Origin of the sequence: Pseudomonas sp. PsB, from assembly GCF_043658375.1 — a bacterium.
In the GTDB taxonomy this organism is placed as follows: domain Bacteria; phylum Pseudomonadota; class Gammaproteobacteria; order Pseudomonadales; family Pseudomonadaceae; genus Aquipseudomonas; species Aquipseudomonas putida_Z.
On the sequence record NZ_JBIGLU010000005.1, the window covers coordinates 104662 to 129721 of the forward strand.

Sequence of the window (25060 nt, forward strand, 5' to 3'; positions counted from 1 at the left end):
CCTGTCGAATGTCCTTCGAACTGCTGGCCACCGACGGCAAGGCCCGTCGTGGCCGCATCACCTTCCCACGCGGCACCGTGGAAACGCCGGCGTTCATGCCGGTGGGCACCTATGGCACGGTCAAGGGCATGCTGCCGCGCGACATCGAGGCCATCGGCGCCGAGATGATCCTGGGCAACACCTTCCACCTGTGGCTGCGCCCGGGCACCGAGGTGATCAAGAAGCACAACGGCCTGCACGACTTCATGCAGTGGAAAGGCCCGATCCTCACCGACTCCGGTGGCTTCCAGGTGTTCAGCCTGGGCGCCATGCGCAAGATCAAGGAAGAGGGCGTGACCTTCGCCTCGCCAGTCGATGGCGCCAAGGTGTTCATGGGCCCGGAAGAGTCGATGCAGGTGCAGCGTGACCTGGGCTCGGACGTGGTGATGATCTTCGACGAGTGCACCCCGTACCCGGCCGAGCACGATGTGGCGCGCGCGTCCATGGAGCTGTCGCTGCGCTGGGCCCAGCGCTCGAAGAACGCCCACGCCGACAACACCGCGGCGCTGTTCGGTATCGTCCAGGGCGGCATGTACCAGGACCTGCGCATGCGCTCGCTGGAAGGCCTGGAAAACATCGGCTTCGACGGCCTGGCCATTGGTGGCCTGTCGGTGGGCGAGCCCAAGCACGAAATGATCAAGGTGCTGGATTACCTGCCGGGCCAGATGCCTGCTGACAAACCTCGTTACCTTATGGGGGTAGGCAAACCGGAAGATCTCGTTGAGGGTGTGCGCCGCGGCGTCGACATGTTCGACTGCGTGATGCCGACGCGTAACGCGCGCAACGGTCATCTGTTCGTCGATACAGGGGTGATCAAGATCCGCAATGCGTTCCATCGCCACGATGATTCGCCGCTGGATCCGACCTGTGACTGCTACACCTGCACCAACTTCTCCCGCGCCTATCTCCATCACCTGGACAAGTGCGGCGAAATGCTGAGCAGCATGCTGAATACCATCCACAACTTGCGCCATTACCAGCGCTTGATGGCCGGTTTACGCGAGGCTATTCAACAGGGTAAATTGGCCGCCTTTGTCGACGCCTTCTACGCCAAGCGCGGGCTTCCTGTGCCGCCTTTGGACTGACTGTCCGCATCCATTATTAGAAAATTACATTAGGAGTGCCCAATGAGCTTCTTGATCCCCGCCGCATACGCGGACGCCGCAGCACCCGCCGCCGGCCCAGCCGGTACCGGCTTCGAGTGGATTTTCCTGGTCGGTTTCCTGGTCATCTTCTACCTGATGATCTGGCGCCCGCAGGCCAAGCGTGCAAAAGAGCAGAAGAACCTGCTGAGCAACTTGCAGAAGGGTGACGAAGTTGTCACCAACGGCGGCATCGCCGGCAAGATCGTCAAGGTTTCCGATGATTTCGTGGTACTGGAAGTTTCCGACAACGTCGAGCTGAAGTTCCAGAAGGGTGCCATCGCGGCCACCCTGCCAAAAGGTACGCTCAAGGCTATCTGAGTTACCGGTTTTTCTTTCCAGTCGGGGCGCGCAACGCGCCCCGCGTCTTGAACGGGCGGCGTGATGCTGAACAAATACCCTCTGTGGAAATATGCACTGATCGTGCTGGTACTGGTGGTCGGTTTCATTTATTCCGCTCCCAACCTCTACCCGGATGATCCGGCGGTACAGATCAGTGGTGCCAGCTCGGCGCTGCAGGTGAACCAGGCCGACCTCGACCGCGTCAGCAAGGCGCTGGGCGATGCCAAGATCGCCGTCAAGGGCGCTAGCCTGGGTGAGAAGGGCAGCGGGCTGATCCGCCTGACCAATCAGGAAGACCAGCTGCCAGCCAAGGATGTAGTGCGCAAGGCACTGGGCGATGATTACGTCGTGGCCCTGAACCTGGCCCAGACTACCCCGCAATGGTTGCGCAACCTGGGCGCAAGCCCGATGAAGCTGGGCCTGGACCTGTCCGGTGGTGTGCACTTCCTGCTGGAAGTGGACATGGACAAGGCCATGAACGCCCGCATGAAAGTCTACGAAGGCGAGGTCAAGACCTTGCTGCGCAAAGAGCGCGTCCGCTACCGCAGCCTGCCTCAGCAGGATGGCGGCATCATGCTGGGCTTCGCTGACGATGCCACCCGCGAACAGGCTCGTGCCCTGATCCGCAAGAATTTCAATGACTTCGACCTGACCACCACCGAGCGCAACGAGCTCGCCGTGCTGCGTCTGGCGCTGACCCAGGCGAAAGTCGCCGAGATCCGCGAATACTCGATCAAGCAGAACCTCACCACCGTCCGCAACCGGGTCAACGAGCTGGGCGTGGCCGAGCCGCTGGTGCAGCGCCAGGGCGCCAACCGCATCGTGGTCGAGCTGCCAGGCGTGCAGGACACTGCCGAAGCCAAGCGAATCCTGGGTAAAACCGCCAACCTGGAGTTCCGCTTCGGCGCCGAGCCGGGCGCGTCCAAGGCCACTACCGAGGTGTTCGAGTTCCGTGAGGGCGGCCGTTCCGCCGCGGTCGAGCGCGGCCTGATCATCACCGGTGACCAGGTAACCGACGCCCAGGCCAGCTTCGACGAGCAAGGTCGCCCGCAGGTGAACATCCGTCTGGATGGCCACGGTGGCGAGCTGATGACCCGCGCTACCCGCAGCAACGTCGGCCGCAGCATGGCGGTGATCTTCATCGAGCAGAAGCCGGTCACCCGCTACGTCAAGCAGACCGTCGACGGCGTCGAGAAGGACGTTGCCGTACAGAGCTTCCAGGAAGAGAAGAAGATCATCAGCCTGGCGACCATCCAATCGCCGCTGGGCAGCCAGTTCCGCATCACCGGCCTGAACGGCCAGGGCGAATCGTCCGAACTGGCCCTGCTGCTGCGTGCCGGTGGCCTGGCTGCGCCGATGTACTTCGCTGAAGAACGTACCATCGGCCCAAGCCTGGGTGCCGACAACATCACCAAGGGCATCGATGCATCGCTGTGGGGCATGCTGTTCGTCTCGCTGTTCATCATCGCCATCTACCGCGCCTTCGGTGTGATCGCCACCATTGCCCTGGCGGGCAACATGGTCCTGCTGCTGGCGCTGATGTCGCTGCTGGGCGCCACCCTGACCCTGCCGGGTATTGCCGGTATCGTGTTGACCATGGGTATGGCGGTGGACGCCAACGTGCTGATCTTCTCGCGTATCCGCGAAGAGCTGAACGCCGGCATGTCGGTGCAGCGCGCCATTCATGAAGGCTTCAACCGCGCCTACACCGCGATCATCGACGCCAACCTGACCAGCCTGCTGGTCGGCGGCATCCTGTTCGCCATGGGTACCGGCCCGGTCAAGGGCTTTGCGGTCACCATGTCCCTCGGGATTTTCACCTCGATGTTCACCGCCGTCATGGTGACCCGTGCAATGGTCAACCTGACCTGCGGCGGGCGTGACATCAAGAAGCTGTGGGTTTGAGGGAGCTGCGATGAAAACCATCAACTTCATGGGCGTGCGCAATGTCGCGTTCGCCATTACCGTGCTCCTCACCGTGCTGGCGCTGTTCAGCTGGTGGCAGAAGGGCCTGAACTTCGGCCTGGACTTCACCGGCGGTACGCTGATCGAGCTGACCTACGAGCGCCCGGCCGACCTCAAGGCGGTGCGTGCCGAGCTGGTCAATTCCGGCTTCCACGAGGCGGTGGTGCAGAGCTTCGGCGCCACCACCGACCTGCTGGTGCGCATGCCGGGTGATGACCCACAGCTGGGCAACAAGGTTGCTGAAGCCCTGCAGAAGGCCGGTGGCGACAACCCGGCCAAGGTCAAGCGTGTCGAGTTCGTAGGTCCGCAGGTGGGTGAGGAGCTGCGCGACCAGGGTGGCATGGGCATGCTCCTGGCACTGGGCGGCATCCTTATCTACCTGGCCTTCCGCTTCCAGTGGAAGTTCGCCGTGGGCGCGATCGTCTCGCTGATCCACGACGTGGTGGTGACCCTGGGTATCCTGTCGTTCTTCCAGATCACCTTCGACCTGACGGTGCTGGCGGCGGTACTGGCGATCATCGGCTACTCGCTGAACGACACCATCGTCGTGTTCGACCGGGTGCGCGAGAACTTCCGCGTCATGCGCAAGGCCTCGCTGATCGAGAACATCAACGTTTCCACTACCCAGACCCTGCTGCGGACCATCGCCACCTCGGTTTCGACCTTGCTGGCCATTGCCGCGCTGCTGTTCTTCGGTGGCGACAACCTGTTCGGCTTCTCGCTGGCCCTGTTCATCGGCGTTATGGCCGGTACCTATTCGTCGATCTATATCGCCAACGTGGTACTGATCTGGCTGAACCTGAGCAGTGAAGACCTGATCCCGCCGGCCAAGACCGACGGTGTGGACGACCGTCCGTAAGGCGTGCTCCACGCCGTTTGGCGGCCAAAAAGGCGCGAGTGTTGAACTCGCGCCTTTTTTTTTACTCCAAGGCTGGGAGAAGGCGGGTCGGACCCGCGGGTTATGATCAGGAGGTTCATGTGAACAAATCAATGCTTGTGGGTGCGGTACTGGGTGCTGTCGGTGTGACTGCCGGAGGTGCTGTCGCGACCTACAGCTTGGTCAACAAGGGGCCTGAGTATGCGCAGGTCACCGACGTGCAACCGATCAAACAACAGGTAAAAACCCCCCGTGAAGTCTGCAAGGACGTCGCCGTGACGCGGCAGGCGCCGGTCAAGGACCAACACCAGATCGCAGGTACCGTGGTGGGCGCCATTGCCGGTGGCCTGCTGGGTAACCAGATTGGTGGTGGTAGCGGCAAGAAGATCGCCACCGTGGCCGGTGCGGTCGGTGGTGGTTATGCCGGTAACAAGGTGCAGGAAGGCATGCAGGAGCGTGACACCTACACCACCACGCAAACCCGCTGCAATACGGTCAACGACATCAGTGAGAAAGTGGTGGGCTACAACGTGAAGTACACCATTGGCGACAAGGTGGGGCAGGTGAAGATGGATCACGAGCCCGGGTCGACCATTCCGCTGGACAAGAATGGCAAGCTGATCCTGAGCGAAGCCGGGCAGTGATTTGTGTTGCCTGAGCCGGCCTCTTCGCGGGCTTGCCCGCTCCCACAGGTATAGCGCTGCCCTCGAGGCTGGTGTCATTTCTGTGGGAGCGGGCAAGCCCGCGAAGAGGCCTGCACAGATAATGCAAAGCCACAGGCATAAAAAAAGCACCCGAGGGGTGCTTTTTTGTTTGCCGGCAATCCGCGCTTAGCGCTTCATGTTCTCTGGCAGGTGCGGCTGGATAGCAGTCAGCACGGCCTTGAAGCACTTGATGTTGCCCGCAACGATATGGCCCTTGTCGAGGAAGTCGTGGCCACCGTTGAAATCGCTCACCAGGCCGCCCGCTTCCTGGATCAGCAGCACGCCGGCCGCCATGTCCCATTCGGACAGGCCCGACTCCCAGAAGGCGTCGAAACGGCCGGCGGCCACGTAGGCCAGGTCCAGGCTGGCGGAGCCGGCGCGGCGGATGCCGGCGGTCTGGCCAGTCAGGGCGCGGAACATGCCCAGGTAGTTGTCCAGGTCAGCCATCTGGCTGTCACGGAACGGGAAGCCGGTACCCAGCAGGGCGCCTTCCAGGCTGGTGCGCGAGCTGACACGCAGGCGGCGACCGTTGAGCTGGGCGCCACGGCCACGGCTGGCGGTGAATTCTTCCTGGCGAACCGGGTCGACGATCACGGCGTGCTCAAGGCGGCCACGGTATTTGCAGGCGATGCTGACCGCGAAGTGCGGGATGCCACGCAGGAAGTTGGTGGTGCCATCCAGCGGGTCGATGATCCACAGGTAATCCTTGCCTTCTTCGCCGCTACCCGCGTGCAGGCCGGTTTCCTCGCCCTGGATGGAGTGGTTCGGGTAGGCCTTGCGCAGGGCGTTGACGATGCTCTGCTCGGCGGCGCGATCGACTTCGGAGACGTAGTCCTTGGCCTCTTTCTCATCGATCTTGATGCTATCCAGGCGTTCGATGGAGCGGAAAATCAGTTCACTGGCGCTGCGAGCGGCGCGCAGGGCGATATTCAGCATAGGCTGCATGGGCGGGTCACCTGGAGATGTTAAAGAAGAAAGCCGATCATTCTAGCAGAAAACTTTGGCGGCAGAAGTGTCACATTTGCTTTCATGGCGTTACGTCTGTCGGTTCTGTAAGATCGAAGGCCCTGATTCCTGCATCTGTGAGCACAACACCTTGCTGCAAAATATTCGTGTTGTTCTGGTCAATACCAGCCACCCCGGCAACATCGGCGGCGCTGCACGTGCCATGAAAAACATGGGCTTGTCGCGTCTGGTGCTGGTGCAGCCGAAAGAGTTCCCCGCCGTGGATGCCAGCGCCCGAGCCTCGGGTGCCGACGATGTGCTGGACAACGCCCAGGTGGTCGACAGCCTCGAGCAGGCGCTGGTCGGCTGCAACCTGGTGATGGGCACCAGCGCCCGCGAGCGGAGCATCCCCTGGCCGCTGATCGGCCCGCGCGAGTGCGGGGCCAAGGCGGTGGGGCATGCCAACGGTGGCGAGGAAATCGCCCTGGTGTTCGGGCGTGAACACGCCGGCCTGACCAACGAAGAACTGCAGCGATGTCACTTCCACGTGCACATTCCCTCCAACCCCGACTTCAGCTCGCTGAACCTGGCCGCCGCTGTCCAGGTGCTCTCCTACGAGGTGCGCATGGCCTGGCTGGCCGCCGGTGCAGCGCCGGGCAAGGTCGAGAAGGTTGACGCCAGCGAGCTGGCGACCATGGACGAAATGGAGCTGTTCTACGACCACCTGGAAAAGACCCTGGTCGGTATCGGCTTTCTCGACCCCGAAAAGCCCAAGCACCTGATGCCGCGCCTGCGCCGGCTGTATGGGCGGGTGGCGGTCGAACGTTCGGAAATGAGCATTTTGCGCGGCATCCTCACCGAGACCCAGAAAGTGGTCCGGGGCGAGCCGCATAAACGGAAGGACTGACAGATGTTCGAACGCCTGCGTGAAGATATTCAAAGCGTATTCCACCGTGACCCGGCTGCGCGTAACGCCTTCGAGGTGCTGACCTGCTACCCGGGCATGCACGCCATCTGGCTGCACCGCCTGGGCAATGCCTTGTGGAAGCGTGATTTCAAGTGGCTGGCCCGCCTGGTATCGAACTTCGGTCGCTGGCTGACCGGCATCGAGATCCACCCCGGCGCCACCATCGGCCGGCGCTTCTTCATCGACCACGGCATGGGCATCGTCATCGGCGAAACCGCCGAGATCGGCGACGATGTCACCCTTTACCAGGGCGTGACCCTGGGCGGCACCAGCTGGAACAAGGGCAAGCGCCACCCCACCCTGGAAAACGGCGTGGTGGTAGGGGCGGGGGCCAAGGTGCTGGGCCCGTTCACCGTCGGTGCCGGGGCCAAGATCGGTTCCAATGCGGTGGTGACCAAGGCAGTGCCGCCCGGCGCCACCGCGGTCGGCATCCCTGGGCGCATCATCGTCAAGAGCGAAGACAATGAGGTCGAGGCCAAGCGCAAGGCCATGGCCGAGAAGATCGGCTTCGATGCCTATGGTGTCAGTGGCGACATGCCCGACCCGGTGGCCCGTGCCATCGGCCAGATGCTCGACCACCTGCAGGCAGTCGACGAGCGGCTGGAGGGCATGTGCGGCGCCCTGACCAAGATGGGCAGCGATTACTGCGCCAAGGAACTGCCGGCCCTGCCGGAAGATGACTTCACGGAAGTCGCCCAGGTGGCTCAGCGCGACACTCAGTCGCATTGATTGCGCCGCGCTGAAATCATGGTGACATACGGGGCGTGTGCTCACGCCCCCTGTCTGCTACAATCGCGCCCGCCTCCCCGATGCAAACCCGACTAAAGCACTAGGTCTAATAGTTGACTTAAATGCTCGGGAATCGCATACTCGCTCACATCCTGTAACTCCCGTGGTACCCAATAGCCATGCGACTGACTACCAAAGGCCGATACGCCGTGACCGCCATGCTCGACCTGGCGTTGCACGCGCAGCATGGGCCGGTGTCTTTGGCCGACATTTCCGAGCGCCAGGGCATTTCCCTCTCTTATCTGGAACAGCTGTTCGCCAAGCTGCGCCGCAGCAGTCTGGTCTCCAGCGTGCGTGGTCCAGGCGGTGGCTACCAGCTGTCGCGGGGCATGGAAACCATCCAGGTGGCCCAGGTCATCGATGCGGTCAACGAATCGGTCGATGCCACCCGTTGCCAGGGCCTCGGGGACTGCCATGCCGGTGACACCTGCCTGACCCACCACCTGTGGTGCGACCTCAGTCAGCAGATCCATGAATTCCTCAGCGGTATAAGCCTGGCCGACCTTGTCATGCGCCGCGAGGTGCAGGAAGTCGCCCAGCGCCAGGACCTGCGTCGTGTCGCAGGCCGAACCGCCCAGCTGGACAAGATTGAGACGTCCGCCGTCGATTGATCCCACCGGGACGACGAGCGACGCCACCGCCTGATAGGAGAGACAAATGAAGTTGCCGATCTACCTCGATTACTCCGCGACCACCCCGGTCGACCCACGCGTGGCCCAGAAGATGGCCGACTGCCTGCTGGTCGACGGGAACTTCGGTAACCCGGCTTCGCGCTCCCACGTCTTTGGCTGGAAAGCCGAGGAAGCGGTCGAGAACGGTCGTCGCCAGGTTGCCGAACTGATCAACGCCGATCCGCGCGAAATCGTCTGGACCAGCGGTGCCACCGAGTCCGACAACCTCGCACTCAAGGGCGTCGCGCACTTCTATCAGACCAAGGGCAAGCACATCATCACCTCCAAGATCGAGCACAAGGCGGTCCTGGACACCGCTCGCCAGCTGGAGCGTGAAGGTTTCGAAGTCACCTACCTCGAGCCAGGCGAAGACGGCATCGTCACCCCGGCCATGGTCGAGGCGGCGCTGCGCGACGACACCATCCTGGTTTCGCTGATGCACGTGAACAACGAAGTCGGCTCGATCAACGATATCGCCGCCATCGGTGAACTGACCCGCTCGCGCGGCGTGCTGTTCCACGTTGACGCCGCGCAGTCGGCCGGCAAGGTCGAAATCGACCTGCAGAAGCTGAAGGTCGACCTGATGTCGTTCTCGGCGCACAAGGTCTACGGCCCGAAAGGCATCGGCGCGCTGTACGTCAGCCGCAAGCCGCGTGTACGCCTGGAAGCCATCATTCACGGCGGTGGCCATGAGCGCGGCATGCGTTCGGGCACCCTGCCGACCCACCAGATCGTCGGCATGGGCGAGGCCTTCGCCATCGCCAAGCAGGAAATGGCCGCGGAAAACGTACGCATCAAGGCCCTGAGCGACCGCTTCTTCAAGCAGGTCTCGGACCTCGAAGAGCTGTACGTCAACGGCAGCAAGACTGCCCGCGTACCACACAACCTGAACCTGAGCTTCAACTACGTCGAAGGCGAATCGCTGCTGATGTCGCTGAAGGACATCGCCGTATCGTCCGGTTCGGCCTGCACCTCCGCGTCGCTCGAGCCGTCCTACGTATTGCGCGCCCTGGGCCGCAACGACGAGCTGGCGCACAGCTCGATCCGCTTCTCCTTCGGCCGCTTCACCACCGAAGAAGAAGTCGACTACGCCGCGCAGAAAGTCTGCGAGGCCGTGAACAAACTGCGTGAGCTGTCGCCGCTGTGGGACATGTACAAAGACGGCGTTGACATCTCCAAGATCGAGTGGGCCGCCCACTAAGCAGTCGCCGGCAAGAGCGGCTCCCTGATGAGGAAGGAATTGCACCATGGCATACAGTGAAAAGGTCATCGACCACTACGAAAACCCGCGCAACGTCGGCAAGATGAACGCCGAAGACCCGGACGTCGGTACCGGCATGGTCGGCGCGCCGGCCTGCGGTGACGTGATGCGCCTGCAGATCAAGGTCAACGAGCAGGGCGTGATCGAAGACGCCAAGTTCAAGACCTACGGCTGCGGTTCGGCCATCGCTTCCAGCTCCCTCGCCACCGAGTGGATGAAGGGCAAGACCCTGGACGAAGCCGAGACCATCAAGAACACCCAGCTGGCCGAAGAACTGGCGTTGCCGCCGGTCAAGATCCACTGCTCGGTACTCGCCGAAGATGCCATCAAGGCAGCCGTACGCGATTACAAGCAGAAGAAAGGCTTGATCTAAGTCGCCTGTTGCGAGGTAAGGAGTCCTGATGGCTATCAGCATGACAGAAGCCGCCGCCAACCACGTGCGGCGTTCCCTGGAAGGGCGCGGCAAGGGCGAAGGCATTCGCCTGGGCGTGCGCACCACCGGTTGCTCGGGCCTGGCCTACGTGCTGGAGTTCGTCGACGAGCTGGCGGACGAAGACCAGGTGTTCGAGAACCATGGCGTCAAGGTGATCATCGATCCCAAGAGCCTGGTCTACCTCGATGGCACCGAACTGGACTTCGTCAAGGAAGGGTTGAACGAAGGCTTCAAGTTCAACAACCCCAACGTGCGCGGTGAGTGTGGCTGCGGCGAAAGCTTCAACGTTTGAGGCTGGCTGTGGGTACTCCTTGTCATTTCGCATTGTTTGACCTCCAGCCAAGCTTCCGCCTGGATCTCGACAAGCTGGCCACTCGCTATCGTGAGCTGGCCCGCGAAGTCCATCCCGACCGCTTTGCCGACGCCTCCGAGCGCGAGCAGCGCGTGGCGCTGGAAAAGTCCGCGGCCCTCAACGACGCCTACCAGACACTGCGCAGTGCGCCGCGTCGCGCCCGCTACCTGCTGGCCATCGGCGGCCACGAAGTGCCTCAGGAGGTCACGGTCCACGACCCTGACTTCCTGTTGCAGCAGATGCAGTGGCGTGAAGAGCTCGAAGAACTGCAGGACGAAGCCGACCTCGATGGCGTGGCCGTGTTCAAGAAGCGCCTGAAGGTCGCCCAGGACACACTGAACGAGGACTTTGCCGCCTGCTGGGACGCCCCAGGCGAGCGCGACAAGGCCGAACGCCTGATGCGCCGCATGCAGTTCCTCGACAAGCTCGCCCAAGAAGTGCGCCAACTGGAAGAGCGCCTCGACGATTAACCCGGTGCTGCCCGTGATGGCACCTAAGGTATTCAGATAAGCATGGCCCTACTGCAGATTGCCGAACCCGGTCAAAGCCCTCAGCCGCATCAGCGCCGCCTGGCGGTGGGGATCGACCTGGGTACCACCAACTCCCTGGTCGCCGCACTGCGCAGCGGCCGTAGCGAGCCCCTGCCCGACGCGCAGGGCAACGTCATTCTGCCGTCCGCGGTGCGCTACCTCGAAGGGCGCAACGAAGTGGGGCAGGCTGCACGCGATGCCGCTTCCAGCGACCCGCTGAACACCGTGCTGTCGGTCAAGCGCCTGATGGGGCGCGGCCTGGCCGACGTCAAGCAACTGGGCGAGCAGCTGCCGTACCGCTTCGTTGGCGGTGAGTCGCACATGCCGTTCATCGACACCGTGCAGGGGCCGAAAAGCCCGGTGGAAGTGTCCGCCGATATCCTCAAGGTGCTGCGCGAGCGTGCCGAAGCCACCCTTGGTGGTGAGCTGGTGGGGGCGGTGATCACCGTGCCGGCCTATTTCGACGATGCCCAGCGCCAGGCCACCAAGGACGCTGCGCGCCTGGCCGGCCTGAACGTGCTGCGCCTGCTCAACGAGCCGACCGCCGCTGCCGTGGCCTATGGCCTGGACCAGAACGCCGAAGGCGTGGTGGCCATCTATGACCTGGGCGGCGGTACCTTCGACATTTCCATTTTGCGCCTGACCGCCGGCGTATTCGAAGTGCTGGCCACCGGTGGCGATACCGCCCTGGGTGGTGACGACTTCGACCACGCCATCGCTGGCTGGATCATCGAGCAGGCCGGGCTGTCGTCCGACCTGGATCCGGCCACCCAGCGCGCGCTGTTGCAGACCGCCTGCGCCGCCAAGGAAGCCCTGACCGACGCCGACGTGGTCAGCGTCAGCCATGGCACCTGGCAGGGCGAGCTGAGCCGCGCCGGCTTCGAAGCCATGATCGAGCCCATGGTTGCCCGCAGCCTCAAGGCCTGCCGCCGCGCCGTGCGTGACAGCGGTATCGAGCTGGAAGAAGTCAGCGCCGTGGTCATGGTCGGTGGTTCGACCCGCGTACCGCGTGTACGTGAAGCCGTCGGAGCACTGTTCGGCCGCACCCCGCTGACCTCGATCGACCCCGACCAGGTGGTGGCCATCGGTGCCGCCATCCAGGCCGATACCTTGGCCGGCAACCGCCGCGAAGGTGGCGAACTGCTGCTGTTGGATGTCATCCCGCTGTCGCTTGGCCTCGAGACCATGGGCGGGCTGATGGAGAAGGTGATCCCGCGCAACACCACCATCCCGGTGGCGCGTGCCCAGGAGTTCACCACCTATAAAGATGGCCAGTCGGCCATGATGATCCACGTGCTGCAGGGCGAGCGCGAGCTGATCAGCGACTGCCGCTCGCTGGCGCGCTTCGAGCTGCGTGGCATCCCGGCCATGGTCGCCGGTGCGGCAAAAATCCGCGTCACCTTCCAGGTCGACGCCGACGGCCTGCTCAGCGTCGCTGCCCGCGAACTGGGCTCGGGCGTGGAAGCCAGCATCCAGGTCAAGCCGTCCTACGGCCTGACCGACGGCGAAATCGCCCGCATGCTCAAGGATTCCTTCGAACACGCAGGTTCCGACAAGCAGGCCCGCCAGCTGCGCGAGCACCAGGTGGACGGCGAGCGCCTGCTCGAAGCGGTACAGGGCGCCCTGGACGCCGACGGTGAGCGCCTGCTCAGCAGTGACGAGCGCGACGCCATCGAATTCCAGATGCAAGAACTACGTGATTTGCTGGCCGGCACCGATGGCGCAGCCATCGAGCAACAGACCAAGCGTCTGTCGCAGGTGACCGACGCATTTGCCGCCCGTCGCCTTGATTCGACGGTCAAAGCCGCACTGGCCGGGCGCAACCTGAATGAGATCGAGGAGTAACCGATGCCGCTGGTGACATTCCTGCCGCACGAGAAGTTCTGCCCCGAAGGGCTGACCGTGGAAGTCGAGCCCGGGACCAACATCCTGGAGCTGGCCCACGACCATCACATCGAGATGGAAAGCGCCTGCGGCGGCGTCAAGGCCTGCACCACTTGCCACTGCATCGTGCGCAAGGGCTTCGACTCGCTCGAAGAAGCCGACGAGCTGGAAGAGGACATGCTGGACAAGGCCTGGGGCCTGGAGGCTCAATCGCGCCTCGGCTGCCAGGTGGTCGTCGCTGACCAGGACCTGGTCATCGAGATCCCCAAGTATTCGCTCAACCACGCCGCCGAAGCGCCGCACTGAGGTTTGCCCCATGAGCCTGAAATGGATTGATGTACTTGAGATCGCCATCCAGCTTGCAGAAAGCAAGCCGGAAGTCGATCCTCGTTATGTGAATTTCGTCGATCTGCACCGCTGGGTGCTGGCCTTGCCAGAATTCAGCGACGATCCGTCACGCGGCGGTGAGAAAGTGCTCGAGGCCATCCAGGCGGCCTGGATCGAAGAAGCCGACTGAACGCGTCCTGCAGGTTAGGCAATCCCCTGGAACCCGCGTATAATTCGCGGGTTTAATTTTTCGCAACACTCATTTTTCTGGAGTTTTCCATGGCTGTTCAACGTACTTTCTCCATCATCAAGCCTGACGCCGTTGCCAAGAACGTCATCGGCGAGATCACCACTCGTTTCGAGAAAGCCGGCCTGCGCGTCGTCGCTTCGAAAATGAAGCAACTGTCCAAAGCCGAAGCCGAAGGCTTCTACGCCGAGCACAAAGAGCGCGGCTTCTTCGGTGACCTGGTTGCCTTCATGACCTCCGGCCCGGTCATCGTTCAGGTTCTGGAAGGCGAGAACGCCGTTCTGGCCAACCGCGAACTGATGGGCGCCACCAACCCGAAAGAAGCTGCCGCTGGCACCATCCGTGCTGACTTCGCCGTTTCCATCGACGAAAACGCTGTTCACGGTTCCGACTCGGAAGCTTCGGCTGCCCGCGAAATCGCTTACTTCTTCTCCGCTACCGAGCTGTGCGACCGCATTCGCTAAGCGAAGCAGGTCTTGGGTGATTCCATGAGTGACATGACTGGCAAGATCAACCTGTTGGGCCTGACCCTGCAGGAAATGGAAAAATTCTTCGAGTCGATCGGAGAGAAGCGTTTTCGTGCCGGTCAGGTCATGAAATGGATTCACCACTTTGGCGTCGACGATTTCGCCGCCATGACCAATGTCGGCAAGGCCTTGCGCGAAAAGCTCGAGGCCGTTGCCGAGATTCGGGGCCCGGAAGTGGTCAGTGAAGACATTTCCGCCGACGGTACCCGCAAGTGGGTGGTCCGCGTTGCCTCCGGCAGCTGCGTCGAAACCGTCTACATCCCCACCGACGATCGCGGCACCCTGTGCGTGTCGTCGCAAGCCGGCTGTGCCCTGGACTGCAGCTTCTGCTCCACCGGCAAGCAAGGCTTCAACAGCAACCTCACCGCCGCCGAAGTGATCGGCCAAGTGTGGCTTGCCAACAAATCCTTCGGGACCGTTCCGGCCAAGATCGACCGCGCCATTACCAACGTGGTCATGATGGGCATGGGCGAACCCCTGCTGAATTTCGACAATGTCATCGCCGCCATGAAGATCATGATGGAAGATCTGGGCTATGGCATTTCCAAGCGTCGCGTCACCCTGTCCACCTCGGGCGTGGTGCCGATGATCGACGAGCTGGCCAAGCACATCGACGTGTCGCTGGCCCTGTCGCTGCACGCACCGAACGACGAACTGCGCAACAAGCTGGTACCGATCAACAAGAAGTACCCGCTGAAGATGCTGCTGGAATCGTGCATGGGCTACATGTCCACCCTGGGTGGCAAGCGCGTGCTGACCATCGAGTACACCCTGCTCAAGGATGTAAACGACCAGCCGGAGCATGCTGCGCAAATGATCGAGCTGCTGCGCGACGTGCCATGCAAGATCAACCTGATCCCGTTCAACCCGTTCCCGCACTCCGGCTACGAGCGGCCGAGCAACAACGCCATCCGCCGCTTCCAGGACCTGTTGCACCACGGTGGCTTCAACGTCACCACCCGCACCACCCGTGGTGATGACATCGACGCTGCCTGTGGTCAGCTGGTCGGTCAGGTCAACGACCGCACCCGCCGCAGCGAGCGCTACATCGCTGTGCGCCAGCTGTCCGCGGACGCCGAGCTGCAAGACAGCCCCGCCAGCCACTGACCGGGACCTTGCCCATGAGCCTGCGCGCCGCGCTGTCGATCCTTGCGCTTTCGCTGCTGGCCGGCTGCGTGTCGGGCGGCGCGAGCGACCCCCTGGCCAGCCGCCAGGGCAGGGCAGAGGCGGGGCGGGCCTATGTGCAGCTTGGGCTAGGTTATTTGCAACAGGGTTTGACCGAGCAGGCCAAGGCGCCGCTGGGCAAGGCCCTGGCCCTGGATGGCGGTGATGCCGACGCGCACGCCGCCCTGGCGCTGGTCTTCCAGGCCGAAGGCGAGCCGGCGCTGGCCGAAACGCACTTTCGCAAGGCGCTGCACGCACGCACGGGCGATACGCGAATTCGCAACAATTACGGCAGTTTCCTTTATGCTCAGGGGCAATTTGCCGAGGCCGAGCAGATGTTTCGCCTGGCCAGCGCCGATACCCTGTATCCTGAGCGCTCACGCGTTTACGAGAACCTGGGCCTGACCGCTCTGAAGCTCGAGCGCCGCGACCAGGCGCATGCGTATCTGCTGAAAGCTTTGCAACTCAACCAGCGGCAACCGAAAGCGTTGCTGGAAATGGCTGAGTTGTCCTACGAAAACAGGCATTATGTGCCGGCCCGGGACTACTACGATCGTTTCAGCCAGTTGAGCGACCACGATGCCCGTAGCCTGCTGCTGGGCAGCCGCCTTGCCAGGGTATTCGACGAGCAGGGCACACTGGCCGAGCTGGGCCAGCAATTACAACGACTTTATCCCGGTACGCCGGAATATCAGCAATACCTGTCGGAGCAACGATGAAAGCCGCGCATCCCGAAGTAGCAGTAGCGCCTGGCCAGAACCCCGGTGAGCTTTTGCGTCAGGCCCGTGAGAACCGGGACTGGTCACAAGCCGAGGTGGCCCGCAAGCTCAACCTCACTGTCAGTTCGTTGAACCACGTGGAAACCGGCGCCTTCGACAAGCTGCCGGGGCATACCTTCGCCCGTGGTTATATCCGCGCCTATGCCAAGCTGATGGACCTGGACCAGGCTGCCCTGGTGGAGGCCTTCGACCGTTACACCGGCACCCACGCCAAAGGCAGCGACGTGCACTCGCTGGGCCGTATCGAAGAGCCGGTGCGCCTGTCGCACAATATCCTGCGCGGCGTCAGCCTGCTGCTGCTGGTGGCCGTGGTCGGTGGCGGCTTCGTCTGGTGGCAGGACCAGGGCAGCCTGCGTGGCAAGGACCTGGCCAAGATCGCCCTGGAGCACGTCGAAGTCGAAAGCGCCGACGGTACCACCCAGATTCACCCGCTCGATGAGCCTGAAGACCAGGCTGTTTCCGCTGGCCAGCAGCCTGAGAGCGCGCCGCTGCCGCTGGAGCAGGGCGTTGCCGAGCAGCCTGCCGCCGCCGAACCGGCACCGGCAAGCCCGGCACCTGCTGCTACCGCTGCCGCAGTGCCGGCACCGGCCCAGCAGGCGCCTGTGCCACCGGTCGCCAGCGCCCCTGCTGCCGCGCCTGCGCCGGTAGCACCGGTTGCCCCGGCTCCGGCCCCGGCGGCTGTTGCACCTGCTACGCCGGTAGCGGCCGTGGCCGCTGCCGAGCCTGTCGCCCCCGCCGCAGTGCCGGCTGGCAGCGCCAAGGTCGCCATCCAGTTCGTCGCCGATTGCTGGACCCAGGTCACCGACGGCAACGGCAAGGTGCTGTTCAGCGCCATCAAGCGCAAGGGGGACAACCTCGAGCTGACCGGCAAGCCGCCGTTCTCGGTACGCCTGGGCTTTGCCCGTGGCGCCCAGGTCAGCTACAACGGCCAGGCCGTCGATGTTGCCCCGTTCACCAGTGGCGAGACCGCTCGCCTGAAGTTGGGACAGTAATCATGCACGGCGAATCTCCGATCAAACGTCGCGAATCCCGCAAAATCTGGGTCGGCAATGTACCGGTGGGTGGTGATGCCCCCATCGCGGTGCAGAGCATGACCAACACCGACACCAACGATGTGGCCGCCACCGTGGCGCAAATCCAGCGCCTGGTCGATGCCGGCGTGGACATCGTGCGCGTCTCGGTGCCGGACATGGACGCCGCCGAGGCGTTCGGCCGCATCAAGCAGCAGGTCAGCGTGCCGCTGGTTGCCGACATCCACTTCGACTACAAGATCGCCCTGCGCGTGGCCGAACTGGGCGTGGACTGCCTGCGTATCAACCCGGGCAACATCGGCCGTGAAGACCGTGTGCGCGCGGTGGTCGATGCCGCCCGCGACCGGGGCATCCCGATCCGCATCGGCGTCAACGCCGGCTCCCTGGAAAAGGACCTGCAGAAGAAGTACGGCGAACCGACCCCGGCAGCGCTGGTCGAGTCGGCCCTGCGCCATGTCGAGCACCTCGACCGCCTGGACTTCCAGGACTTCAAGGTCAGCGTCAAGGCCTCCGATGTGTTCATGGCCGTCGAAGCCTACCGCCTGCTGGCCAAGCAGATCGTGCAGCCGCTGCACCTGGGCATCACCGAAGCCGGTGGCCTGCGTTCGGGGACGGTGAAATCCGCAGTCGGCCTCGGTATGCTGCTGGCCGAAGGCATTGGCGATACCATCCGTATCTCGCTGGCGGCCGACCCGGTCGAAGAAGTGAAAGTCGGCTACGACATCCTCAAGTCGCTGCACCTGCGTTCGCGTGGCATCAATTTCATCGCCTGCCCGAGCTGCTCGCGGCAGAACTTCGATGTGGTCAAGACCATGAACGAGCTGGAAGGGCGCCTGGAAGACCTGCTGGTGCCGCTGGACGTGGCGGTGATCGGTTGCGTGGTCAACGGCCCGGGCGAAGCCAAGGAGGCCCATGTGGGGCTGACCGGCGGCACGCCGAACCTGATCTACATCGACGGCAAGCCGGCGCAGAAGCTGACCAACGACAACCTGGTCGATGAGCTGGAAAAGCTCATCCGCCAGAAAGCGGCCGAAAAGGCCGAAGCCGACGCGGCGCTGATCGTCCGTGGCTGACACACAGAATTCGTAAGGACTTTTCGTGAGCAAATCGCTGCAAGCCATCCGTGGCATGAACGACATCCTGCCAGAACAGTCGCCGCTGTGGCGCTACTTCGAAGGCACCGTGGCCGGCCTGCTGGACACCTACGGGTACAGCCAGATCCGCACGCCGATCGTCGAGTTCACCGAGCTGTTCAAGCGCTCCATCGGTGAAGTCACCGACATCGTCGAAAAAGAGATGTACACCTTCGAGGACCGCAACGGCGATTCGCTGACCCTGCGCCCCGAAGGCACTGCCGCGTGCGTGCGTGCCGTGCTCGAGCATGGCATCACCGGCAACGGCCAGGTGCAGAAACTGTGGTACATCGGCCAGATGTTCCGCCACGAGCGCCCGCAGAAGGGCCGCTACCGCCAGTTCCACCAGATTGGCGTGGAAGTGTTCAACCTGGACGGCCCGGACATCGACGCCGAGCTGATCATGCTGACCTGGCGCCTGTGGGGCCTGCTGGGCATCCAGGACGCGGTCAAGCTGGAACTCAACAGCCTGGGCACCAGCGAAGCCCGTGCACGCTACCGTGATGCGCTGGTCGAGTTCCTCTCGGCGCGCCTGGAGCAACTGGACGAAGACAGCCAGCGCCGCCTGAAGAGCAACCCGCTGCGCATCCTCGACAGCAAGGACCAGAACACCCAGGCGGTGCTGGTCGGTGCGCCGAAGCTGGAAGACTACCTGGACGAAGAGTCGCGCGTGCACTTCGAGGGCCTCAAGGCCCGCCTGGACGCTGCCGGCATTCCGTTCGTGATCAACACCAAGCTGGTGCGTGGCCTGGACTACTACAGCAAGACCGTGTTCGAGTGGGTCACCGACAAGCTCGGCGCCCAGGGTACCGTCTGCGCCGGCGGCCGTTACGACGGCCTGGTCGAACAGATGGGCGGCAAGCCGACCCCGGGCGTCGGTTTCGCCATGGGCATCGAGCGCCTGATCCTGCTGCTGGAAACCCTGGGCAAGGTGCCCGAGTCCATCAGCCGCCAGATCGACGTCTACCTGTGCGCCTTTGGCGAACAGGCGGAACTGGCCGGCCTGCGCCTGTCCGAAGGCCTGCGCGACCGCCTGCCGGGCCTGCGCCTGGCAGTCAACGCAGGCGGTGGCAGCTTCAAGAGCCAGTTCAAGAAAGCCGACAAGAGCGGCGCGCTGTTCGCCCTGATCCTCGGCGACGACGAACTGGCCAAGCAAGAGATCGGCTTCAAGCCCCTGCGTGGTCAGGGCGAACAACAGAACATTGCCTGGGATGCTCTGGCTGAGCACCTGGAAACCGCGATCGCTCAGGCGTAACGCGGTTCAACAAGCGAATAGGCGAAAAGGAGTATTGGGGTGTCGAGTACCGATGATGAACTGGCAGGGGTCAAGGACTGGTGGAACCGCAACGGCAAGCCGCTGCTGACCGGTGCCCTGTTGGCTGGCGTGGTGGTGTTGGGTTGGAATACCTGGCACAAGTACCAGAACAATCAGTCGCAAGGTGCCTCGCAGCTGTACCAGGCCTTGCTGGAGACCAGCCTGACGCCGACTGGCCAGCCTGACGCGACCAAGGTCGCGGAACTGGCCGGCAAGCTCAAGAGCGAGTTCGGCGGTACCGCCTACGCCCAGTACGGCAGCCTGTTCGTGGCCAAGGTCGCGGTCGAAACCGGCAAGCTCGACGACGCTGCTGCCGAGCTGAAGAGCGTGCTGGACAAGCCGGCCGATGACACCCTGGGCGAAATTTCGCGTCAGCGCCTGGCTCGTGTGCTGGCCGCCCAGAACAAGGCCGAGGACGCCCTCAAGCTGCTCGACGGCGACGCCGACAAAGCCTTCCTGGCCAGCCGCGAAGAGTTGAAAGGTGACCTGCTGGTGCAACTGGGTCGCGCCGACGACGCGCACAGCGCTTACGAGAAAGCCAAGGCTGCGTTGTCCGATGAGGCGGCGGTCGGTGGCCTGCAATTGAAGCTGGATGACTTGGCCAAAGGGGACGCGTAAGTGATCGGTTGGAAACATGCAGCAGTGCTGACCCTGGCCGTACTGGCCGCAGGTTGCAGCAGCAACAGCAAGAAGGAACTGCCTCCGGCCGAGCTGACCAAGTTCACCGAGGAAGTGGTGCTGAAGAAGCAGTGGAGCCGTTCGATCGGTGACGGCCAGGGCGAGACCTACAACACCCTGGTACCTGCCATCGAGAACGACCGTATCTACGCCTCCGACGTCAACGGCGAAGTCTTCGCCCTCGACCGCATCACCGGCGACGTGGTGTGGAAGAAGGACCTCGAGCTGCCGGTATCCGGCGCTGTCGGCGTGGGCTACGGCCTGGTCATGATCGGTACCCTCAAGGGGGAAGTCATCGCCCTGGACTCCAGCACCGGTGAGGAGCGCTGGCGCTCCCGCGTGACCAGCGAAGTGCTGGCCCCGCCTGCCAACAACGGTGAGGTGGTGGTGGTGCAGACCCAGGACGATCGCCTGATCGGCCTGGATGCCGCCACTGGCGACCGTCGCTGGATCTACGAAAACACCCCGGCCGTGCTGACCCTGCGTGGCACCGGCGCGCCGATCGCCACCAACCGCCTGGCCGTCGCCGGCCTGTCCACCGGCAAGGTGGTGGCGGTGGACATCAACAACGGCGTACCGGTGTGGGAAAGCCGTGTGGCAATCCCGCAGGGCCGTTCCGAGCTGGACCGTGTGGTCGATATCGACGGCGGCCTGCTGCTGTCGGGTGGTACCTTGTACGTCAGCACCTACCAGGGCCGCGTCGCGGGCCTGGACCTGGAAAGCGGCCGCGTGCTGTGGCAGCGTGATGCCTCCAGCTACGTGGGTGTCGCCCAGGGCTACGGTAACGTCTATGTCAGCGAAGCTTCCGGTACTGTCGAAAGCGTCGACGAGCGCTCGTCCAGCGCCCTGTGGTCCAACGACACCATGGCTCGCCGCCAGCTGACCGCGCCTGAAGTGTTCTCCAGCTACGTGGCGGTGGGCGACTTCGAGGGTTACCTGCACCTGCTGAGCCAGGTCGATGGCCGCTTCGTCGGCCGTGAGCGTATCGACAGTGATGGCCTGCGTGCCCGCCCACTTGTGGTCGGCGACACCATCTACGTCTTCGGCAACAGCGGCAAGCTCGAGGCACTGACCATCCGCTGAAGCTATGCTTGAAGCCTTGGCGGGCTTCAAGCCGCGGCGTAGGACACGCCGCCCGAACTCCGGCCGCTGCCTTGCAGCGGCCTTTGCATTTTCAAGAATTCAAGAGTGGAGAGCCGAATGGTTCCCGTAATCGCCCTGGTGGGCCGCCCGAACGTCGGCAAATCCACCATGTTCAACCGCCTGACCAAGACCCGCGATGCCATCGTCGGTGACCTGTCGGGCCTGACCCGTGACCGCCAGTATGGTGATGCCAGCTGGCAGGGTCGCTCCTTCATCCTGATCGACACCGGCGGTATCACCGGTGACGAAGTGGGCATGGACGAGAAAATGGCCGAGCAGTCGCTCATGGCCATCGAAGAAGCCGACTATGTGCTGTTCCTGGTCGATGCCCGTGCCGGCATGACCGCTGCCGACCAGATGATCGCCGAGCACCTGCGCAAGCGGAACAAGGAAGCGATCCTGGTTGCCAACAAGATCGACAACATCGATGCCGATGTAGCTCGCGCCGAGTTCTCGCCGCTGGGCATGGGCAACGCCATCCCGGTGGCCGGCTCCCAGGGCCGCGGCATCAATGCGCTGATGGAGGCCGTGCTCGGCCACCTGCCACGCGACCAGGTCGAGGAAGCGCTGGACGCCGAAGTCGCGGAAGGCGAGGAAGCGGTGCGCATCCCGGGCCCGAGCGAGAAGGATGGCATCAAGATCGCTATCATCGGCCGCCCCAACGTCGGCAAGTCGACCCTGGTCAACCGCATGCTCGGCGAAGAGCGCGTGGTGGTGTACGACCAGCCGGGCACCACCCGCGACAGTATCTACATCCCGTTCGAGCGCGATGACGAGAAGTACACCTTCATCGACACCGCCGGCGTGCGCAAGCGCGGCAAGATCCACGAGGAAGTCGAGAAGTTCTCGGTGGTGAAGACGCTGCAGGCGATCAAGGACGCCAACGTGGTGATCTTCGTCATGGACGCCCGCGAAGGCGTGGTGGACCACGACCTGAACCTGTTGGGCTTTGCCCTGGAGGCTGGCCGCGCCATCGTCATCGCCCTGAACAAGTGGGACGGCATGGAGCCGGGCGAGCGTGACTACGTGAAGACCGAGCTGGAGCGCCGGCTGTTCTTCGTCGATTTCGCCGACATCCACTTCATCTCCGCCCTGCACGGCACCGGCGTGGGCCACCTGTACAAGTCGGTGCAGGCCGCGTTCAAGTCGGCGGTAACCCGCTGGCCGACCAGCCGCCTGACGCAGATCCTCGAAGATGCCGTGAGCGAGCACCAGCCGCCGCTGGTCAACGGCCGCCGCATCAAGCTGCGCTATGCCCACCTTGGTGGTGCCAACCCGCCGCTGATCGTGATCCACGGCAACCAGACCGACAAGATTCCGAAGTCGTACTCGCGTTACCTGGAGAACACCTACCGCCGCGTGCTGAAGCTGGTCGGTACGCCGATCCGCATCGAGTACAAGGGCGGTGAGAACCCGTACGAGGGCAAGAAGAACACCCTCACCGACCGCCAGGTCAACAAGAAGCGCCGCCTGATGTCGCACCACAAGAAGGCCGAGAAGAAGCGCCGCGACAAGCGCTGATTCCGCGTCGACTTCTTCGCGGGTAAACCCGCTCCTACAGGACCCACAGTTTTCGAAATCTGTGCAGTACCTGTGGGAGCGGGTTTACCCGCGAAGAGGCCCTTTGATCCAGCGCAAATCCCCCTATTGTTTCAACCTTTTTCCTGACCGCTCGATCCGCTATGCTCGGACTCCACCCCGTGCCGGATACACCCCAGGAAAGAGGGCTCCATGATCCGCAGCAAACTGCCGAATGTCGGCACGACCATCTTCACCACCATGTCCCAGCTCGCCGTGCAGACCGGCGCGCTCAACCTGTCGCAAGGCTTTCCCGACTTCAATGGCCCGCAGGCGCTGCTCGATGCAGTCGGCCGGCATGTGGCCGCCGGGCATAACCAGTATTCGCCGATGACCGGCTTGCCGGCCCTGCGCCAGCAGGTGGCGGCCAAGGTCGCGCGGCTGTATGGCGCGCAGGTGGATGCCGACCAGGAAGTGACCATCACCCCTGGCGCCACCGAGGCGATCTTCTGCGCCATCCAGGCAGTGGTGCATGCCGGTGACGAGGTAATCGTCTTCGATCCTTGCTACGACAGCTACGAGCCGTCCGTGGAACTGGCCGGTGGGCGCTGCGTGCATGTACAGCTGAGCGACGGCGATTTCCGCATCGACTGGCAGAAGTTCAGCGATGCCCTCAGCCCGCGCACGCGCATGGTGATCCTCAATTCACCGCACAACCCCAGCGGTGCGCTGATTACCCGAGAAGACCTCGACCAATTGGCCCGGCTTATCGCTGATCGCGATATCTACCTGGTCAGCGACGAGGTCTACGAGCACCTGGTCTATGACGGTGTACGCCATGCCAGCGTGTTGGCCCACGAGCAACTGTACCAGCGCGCCTTCGTGGTCAGCTCGTTCGGCAAGACTTATCACGTCACCGGCTGGAAGACCGGCTACGTGATCGCCCCGCCAGCACTGAGCGCCGAGCTTCGCAAGGTACACCAGTACGTCAACTTCTGCGGTGTGACCCCGCTGCAGTGCGCCCTGGCCGATTTCATGGCTGAACACCCCGAGCATATCGAGGAACTACCGGCCTTCTACCAGGCCAAGCGAGACTTGTTCTGCGGCTTGCTGGAGGGCTCGCGGTTCCGTTTCACCCGCACGGCGGGTACCTATTTCCAGCTGGTGGACTATTCGCAGATCCGCCCGGACCTGAACGATGTCGACATGTCGCTGTGGCTGACCCGTGAGCACGGCGTGGCGACCATCCCGGTGTCGGTGTTCTACCAGCACCCCATCCCCGAGCAGCGCCTGGTCCGCCTGTGCTTTGCCAAACGAGAGGAGACGCTGCGTCAGGCAGCGGAAAAACTATGCGCGATCTGAGCACACTGCCGAACCTGAAAGTCGCCCTGGTGCAGACCACCCTGGCCTGGCACGACCGCGAGGCCAACTATGCGCACTTCGAAGTGCTGCTGGAGCAGGTGGGCGAGGTGGACCTGGTGATCCTGCCGGAAATGTTCACTACCGGTTTTTCCATGCAATCGGAAAGCCTGTGCGAGCCGGAAAACGGCCCGACCTACAAATGGCTGAAGGCCCAGGCGAAGAAGTACAACACGGTAATTACCGGCAGCGTGATCATCCAGGCCGCCGATGGCAGCCACCGCAACCGCCTGCTGTGGGCCCGGCCGGATGGCGAGATCCTGCACTACGACAAGCGCCACCTGTTCCGCATGGCCGGTGAGCACAAGCATTACACCCCGGGCGAGCGCCAGGTGCAGTTCGAGCTCAAGGGCTGGCGGATCCGCCCGCTGATCTGCTACGACCTGCGCTTCCCGGTGTGGAGCCGTGATGCCCAGGACACCGACCTGTTGCTGTACACCGCCAACTGGCCGGCTGCGCGCCGCCAGCACTGGAACCGCCTGTTGCCGGCGCGGGGTATCGAGAACCTGTGCTATGTGGCGGCGGTGAACCGGGTGGGCACCGACGGCAAGGGCTTTGCCTACTCTGGTGACAGCCAAGTGCTGGACTTCCAGGGCGAGAGCCTGCTCAGTGCCGGGGAGGCCGACGGGGTGTTCACCGCGGTGTTGAGCGCGGCGGAGCTGGCGGCCTACCGGGCCAAGTTCCCGGCCAACCTGGATGCTGACACCTTCGAGCTGCACTAAGCCGGAACTGTATGGCTTGAATTGGCCTGTATGGTCTGAATTGGCCTTTATTGTGGGAGCGGCCTTGTGTCGCGAAAGGGCTGCGTAGCAGCCCCAGCAATTCATGCATCGCTGCCGATATCCCGGGGCCGCTGCGCGGCCCTTTCGCGACACAAG

At 63.3% G+C, this 25060-nt stretch carries 27 protein-coding genes; 26 read left to right on the forward strand and 1 reads right to left on the reverse strand.

Annotated elements, in window-relative coordinates; translation table 11 throughout:
- The first annotated feature begins 8 nt into the window (after window positions 1–8).
- The 5 genes from tgt to ACGLHT_RS09560 all read left to right on the forward strand — a co-directional run bounded on the left by tgt (window position 9) and on the right by ACGLHT_RS09560 (window position 5009).
- Entirely contained in the window at window positions 9–1124 is a 1116-nt protein-coding gene (gene tgt / locus ACGLHT_RS09540) for a tRNA guanosine(34) transglycosylase Tgt (RefSeq protein WP_013971009.1), read from the forward strand.
- Between the two features lie 42 nt (window positions 1125–1166).
- Window positions 1167–1502, forward strand: a complete 336-nt coding sequence (yajC, locus tag ACGLHT_RS09545; RefSeq protein WP_003259111.1) for a preprotein translocase subunit YajC — start codon at window positions 1167–1169, stop codon at window positions 1500–1502.
- 63 nt (window positions 1503–1565) lie between these two features.
- Entirely contained in the window at window positions 1566–3428 is a 1863-nt protein-coding gene (gene secD, locus ACGLHT_RS09550; RefSeq protein ID WP_025337767.1) for a protein translocase subunit SecD, read from the forward strand.
- A 10-nt stretch (window positions 3429–3438) separates the two neighbouring features.
- Complete coding sequence (gene secF / locus ACGLHT_RS09555) at window positions 3439–4347, forward strand: protein translocase subunit SecF (protein ID WP_025337768.1); 909 nt, start codon at window positions 3439–3441, stop codon at window positions 4345–4347.
- A 119-nt stretch (window positions 4348–4466) separates the two neighbouring features.
- On the forward strand, window positions 4467–5009 hold the full coding sequence (locus ACGLHT_RS09560; RefSeq protein ID WP_013971012.1) for a glycine zipper 2TM domain-containing protein: 543 nt from the start codon (window positions 4467–4469) through the stop codon (window positions 5007–5009).
- Between the two features lie 186 nt (window positions 5010–5195).
- Here the strand turns inward: ACGLHT_RS09560 and suhB are convergent, their stop codons facing one another.
- Window positions 5196–6014: an inositol-phosphate phosphatase gene (gene suhB / locus ACGLHT_RS09565; protein WP_274078546.1), complete on the reverse strand. Its 819-nt coding sequence runs from the start codon at window positions 6012–6014 to the stop codon at window positions 5196–5198.
- A 151-nt stretch (window positions 6015–6165) separates the two neighbouring features.
- Here suhB and trmJ point away from each other — a divergent pair, with 151 nt between their 5' ends.
- The 21 genes from trmJ (at window position 6166) to ACGLHT_RS09670 (ending at window position 24904) form a co-directional block, all read left to right on the forward strand.
- Window positions 6166–6921 carry a tRNA (cytosine(32)/uridine(32)-2'-O)-methyltransferase TrmJ gene (gene trmJ, locus ACGLHT_RS09570; RefSeq protein WP_274078547.1) on the forward strand — a complete coding sequence of 252 codons (756 nt, stop codon included), beginning with the start codon at window positions 6166–6168 and terminating at the stop codon, window positions 6919–6921.
- A gap of 3 nt (window positions 6922–6924) precedes the next feature.
- Window positions 6925–7710: a serine O-acetyltransferase gene (cysE, locus tag ACGLHT_RS09575; RefSeq protein ID WP_025337771.1), complete on the forward strand. Its 786-nt coding sequence runs from the start codon at window positions 6925–6927 to the stop codon at window positions 7708–7710.
- A gap of 179 nt (window positions 7711–7889) precedes the next feature.
- Entirely contained in the window at window positions 7890–8381 is a 492-nt protein-coding gene (gene iscR, locus ACGLHT_RS09580; RefSeq protein WP_008092572.1) for a Fe-S cluster assembly transcriptional regulator IscR, read from the forward strand.
- A gap of 46 nt (window positions 8382–8427) precedes the next feature.
- The gene (locus tag ACGLHT_RS09585) at window positions 8428–9642 is read left to right on the forward strand and encodes an IscS subfamily cysteine desulfurase (RefSeq protein ID WP_013971017.1); all 1215 of its coding nucleotides are present in this window, start codon (window positions 8428–8430) and stop codon (window positions 9640–9642) included.
- A gap of 46 nt (window positions 9643–9688) precedes the next feature.
- Window positions 9689–10075 (forward strand): Fe-S cluster assembly scaffold IscU, encoded by a 387-nt coding sequence (gene iscU / locus ACGLHT_RS09590; protein ID WP_003248539.1) that lies wholly within the window; start codon window positions 9689–9691, stop codon window positions 10073–10075.
- A 28-nt stretch (window positions 10076–10103) separates the two neighbouring features.
- A complete protein-coding gene (gene iscA / locus ACGLHT_RS09595; RefSeq protein ID WP_003257854.1) occupies window positions 10104–10427 on the forward strand; it encodes an iron-sulfur cluster assembly protein IscA in 324 nt (107 codons plus the stop codon).
- Window positions 10428–10435: 8 nt separating this feature from the next.
- Window positions 10436–10957, forward strand: a complete 522-nt coding sequence (gene hscB / locus ACGLHT_RS09600; RefSeq protein ID WP_015269012.1) for a co-chaperone HscB — start codon at window positions 10436–10438, stop codon at window positions 10955–10957.
- A 42-nt stretch (window positions 10958–10999) separates the two neighbouring features.
- The gene (gene hscA / locus ACGLHT_RS09605; protein WP_015269013.1) at window positions 11000–12862 is read left to right on the forward strand and encodes a Fe-S protein assembly chaperone HscA; all 1863 of its coding nucleotides are present in this window, start codon (window positions 11000–11002) and stop codon (window positions 12860–12862) included.
- Window positions 12863–12865: 3 nt separating this feature from the next.
- Complete coding sequence (fdx, locus tag ACGLHT_RS09610) at window positions 12866–13207, forward strand: ISC system 2Fe-2S type ferredoxin (RefSeq protein ID WP_025337773.1); 342 nt, start codon at window positions 12866–12868, stop codon at window positions 13205–13207.
- Window positions 13208–13217: 10 nt separating this feature from the next.
- Complete coding sequence (gene iscX / locus ACGLHT_RS09615; protein WP_003257859.1) at window positions 13218–13418, forward strand: Fe-S cluster assembly protein IscX; 201 nt, start codon at window positions 13218–13220, stop codon at window positions 13416–13418.
- 89 nt (window positions 13419–13507) lie between these two features.
- On the forward strand, window positions 13508–13939 hold the full coding sequence (ndk, locus tag ACGLHT_RS09620) for a nucleoside-diphosphate kinase (protein WP_013971021.1): 432 nt from the start codon (window positions 13508–13510) through the stop codon (window positions 13937–13939).
- Window positions 13940–13963: 24 nt separating this feature from the next.
- Window positions 13964–15109, forward strand: coding sequence for a 23S rRNA (adenine(2503)-C(2))-methyltransferase RlmN (rlmN, locus tag ACGLHT_RS09625; RefSeq protein WP_046615810.1), 1146 nt, complete (start codon window positions 13964–13966; stop codon window positions 15107–15109).
- Window positions 15110–15123: 14 nt separating this feature from the next.
- Window positions 15124–15885 (forward strand): type IV pilus biogenesis/stability protein PilW, encoded by a 762-nt coding sequence (gene pilW / locus ACGLHT_RS09630; RefSeq protein ID WP_274119726.1) that lies wholly within the window; start codon window positions 15124–15126, stop codon window positions 15883–15885.
- The gene (locus ACGLHT_RS09635; RefSeq protein ID WP_274119725.1) at window positions 15882–16937 is read left to right on the forward strand and encodes a RodZ domain-containing protein; all 1056 of its coding nucleotides are present in this window, start codon (window positions 15882–15884) and stop codon (window positions 16935–16937) included. Before pilW ends, ACGLHT_RS09635 begins: the two co-directional genes overlap by 4 nt.
- 2 nt (window positions 16938–16939) lie before the next feature.
- Window positions 16940–18049 (forward strand): flavodoxin-dependent (E)-4-hydroxy-3-methylbut-2-enyl-diphosphate synthase, encoded by a 1110-nt coding sequence (gene ispG / locus ACGLHT_RS09640; protein ID WP_003257869.1) that lies wholly within the window; start codon window positions 16940–16942, stop codon window positions 18047–18049.
- Between the two features lie 25 nt (window positions 18050–18074).
- On the forward strand, window positions 18075–19364 hold the full coding sequence (gene hisS, locus ACGLHT_RS09645) for a histidine--tRNA ligase (RefSeq protein ID WP_075043833.1): 1290 nt from the start codon (window positions 18075–18077) through the stop codon (window positions 19362–19364).
- Window positions 19365–19403: 39 nt separating this feature from the next.
- A complete protein-coding gene (locus tag ACGLHT_RS09650) occupies window positions 19404–20042 on the forward strand; it encodes a tetratricopeptide repeat protein (protein WP_137163028.1) in 639 nt (212 codons plus the stop codon).
- The gene (gene bamB / locus ACGLHT_RS09655; RefSeq protein ID WP_137163029.1) at window positions 20043–21185 is read left to right on the forward strand and encodes an outer membrane protein assembly factor BamB; all 1143 of its coding nucleotides are present in this window, start codon (window positions 20043–20045) and stop codon (window positions 21183–21185) included.
- A 117-nt stretch (window positions 21186–21302) separates the two neighbouring features.
- The gene (gene der, locus ACGLHT_RS09660; protein WP_025337780.1) at window positions 21303–22766 is read left to right on the forward strand and encodes a ribosome biogenesis GTPase Der; all 1464 of its coding nucleotides are present in this window, start codon (window positions 21303–21305) and stop codon (window positions 22764–22766) included.
- A 210-nt stretch (window positions 22767–22976) separates the two neighbouring features.
- Window positions 22977–24125, forward strand: a complete 1149-nt coding sequence (locus ACGLHT_RS09665; protein ID WP_137163030.1) for a pyridoxal phosphate-dependent aminotransferase — start codon at window positions 22977–22979, stop codon at window positions 24123–24125.
- A complete protein-coding gene (locus ACGLHT_RS09670) occupies window positions 24113–24904 on the forward strand; it encodes an amidohydrolase (RefSeq protein WP_015269022.1) in 792 nt (263 codons plus the stop codon). Before ACGLHT_RS09665 ends, ACGLHT_RS09670 begins: the two co-directional genes overlap by 13 nt.
- Window positions 24905–25060: the final 156 nt, after the last annotated feature.

Coding starts and splice junctions, on each gene's coding strand:
- der (WP_025337780.1), top strand. CDS start 21,303: ATGGTTCCCGTAATCGCCCTGGTGGGCCGCCCGAACGTCGGCAAATCC.
- suhB (WP_274078546.1), bottom strand. CDS start 6,014: ATGCAGCCTATGCTGAATATCGCCCTGCGCGCCGCTCGCAGCGCCAGT.
- iscR (WP_008092572.1), top strand. CDS start 7,890: ATGCGACTGACTACCAAAGGCCGATACGCCGTGACCGCCATGCTCGAC.
- ispG (WP_003257869.1), top strand. CDS start 16,940: ATGCACGGCGAATCTCCGATCAAACGTCGCGAATCCCGCAAAATCTGG.
- yajC (WP_003259111.1), top strand. CDS start 1,167: ATGAGCTTCTTGATCCCCGCCGCATACGCGGACGCCGCAGCACCCGCC.
- iscX (WP_003257859.1), top strand. CDS start 13,218: ATGAGCCTGAAATGGATTGATGTACTTGAGATCGCCATCCAGCTTGCA.
- tgt (WP_013971009.1), top strand. CDS start 9: ATGTCCTTCGAACTGCTGGCCACCGACGGCAAGGCCCGTCGTGGCCGC.
- hscA (WP_015269013.1), top strand. CDS start 11,000: ATGGCCCTACTGCAGATTGCCGAACCCGGTCAAAGCCCTCAGCCGCAT.
- rlmN (WP_046615810.1), top strand. CDS start 13,964: ATGAGTGACATGACTGGCAAGATCAACCTGTTGGGCCTGACCCTGCAG.
- ndk (WP_013971021.1), top strand. CDS start 13,508: ATGGCTGTTCAACGTACTTTCTCCATCATCAAGCCTGACGCCGTTGCC.
- iscA (WP_003257854.1), top strand. CDS start 10,104: ATGGCTATCAGCATGACAGAAGCCGCCGCCAACCACGTGCGGCGTTCC.
- ACGLHT_RS09635 (WP_274119725.1), top strand. CDS start 15,882: ATGAAAGCCGCGCATCCCGAAGTAGCAGTAGCGCCTGGCCAGAACCCC.
- secD (WP_025337767.1), top strand. CDS start 1,566: ATGCTGAACAAATACCCTCTGTGGAAATATGCACTGATCGTGCTGGTA.
- iscU (WP_003248539.1), top strand. CDS start 9,689: ATGGCATACAGTGAAAAGGTCATCGACCACTACGAAAACCCGCGCAAC.
- cysE (WP_025337771.1), top strand. CDS start 6,925: ATGTTCGAACGCCTGCGTGAAGATATTCAAAGCGTATTCCACCGTGAC.
- pilW (WP_274119726.1), top strand. CDS start 15,124: ATGAGCCTGCGCGCCGCGCTGTCGATCCTTGCGCTTTCGCTGCTGGCC.
- secF (WP_025337768.1), top strand. CDS start 3,439: ATGAAAACCATCAACTTCATGGGCGTGCGCAATGTCGCGTTCGCCATT.
- ACGLHT_RS09665 (WP_137163030.1), top strand. CDS start 22,977: ATGATCCGCAGCAAACTGCCGAATGTCGGCACGACCATCTTCACCACC.
- ACGLHT_RS09670 (WP_015269022.1), top strand. CDS start 24,113: ATGCGCGATCTGAGCACACTGCCGAACCTGAAAGTCGCCCTGGTGCAG.
- ACGLHT_RS09585 (WP_013971017.1), top strand. CDS start 8,428: ATGAAGTTGCCGATCTACCTCGATTACTCCGCGACCACCCCGGTCGAC.
- fdx (WP_025337773.1), top strand. CDS start 12,866: ATGCCGCTGGTGACATTCCTGCCGCACGAGAAGTTCTGCCCCGAAGGG.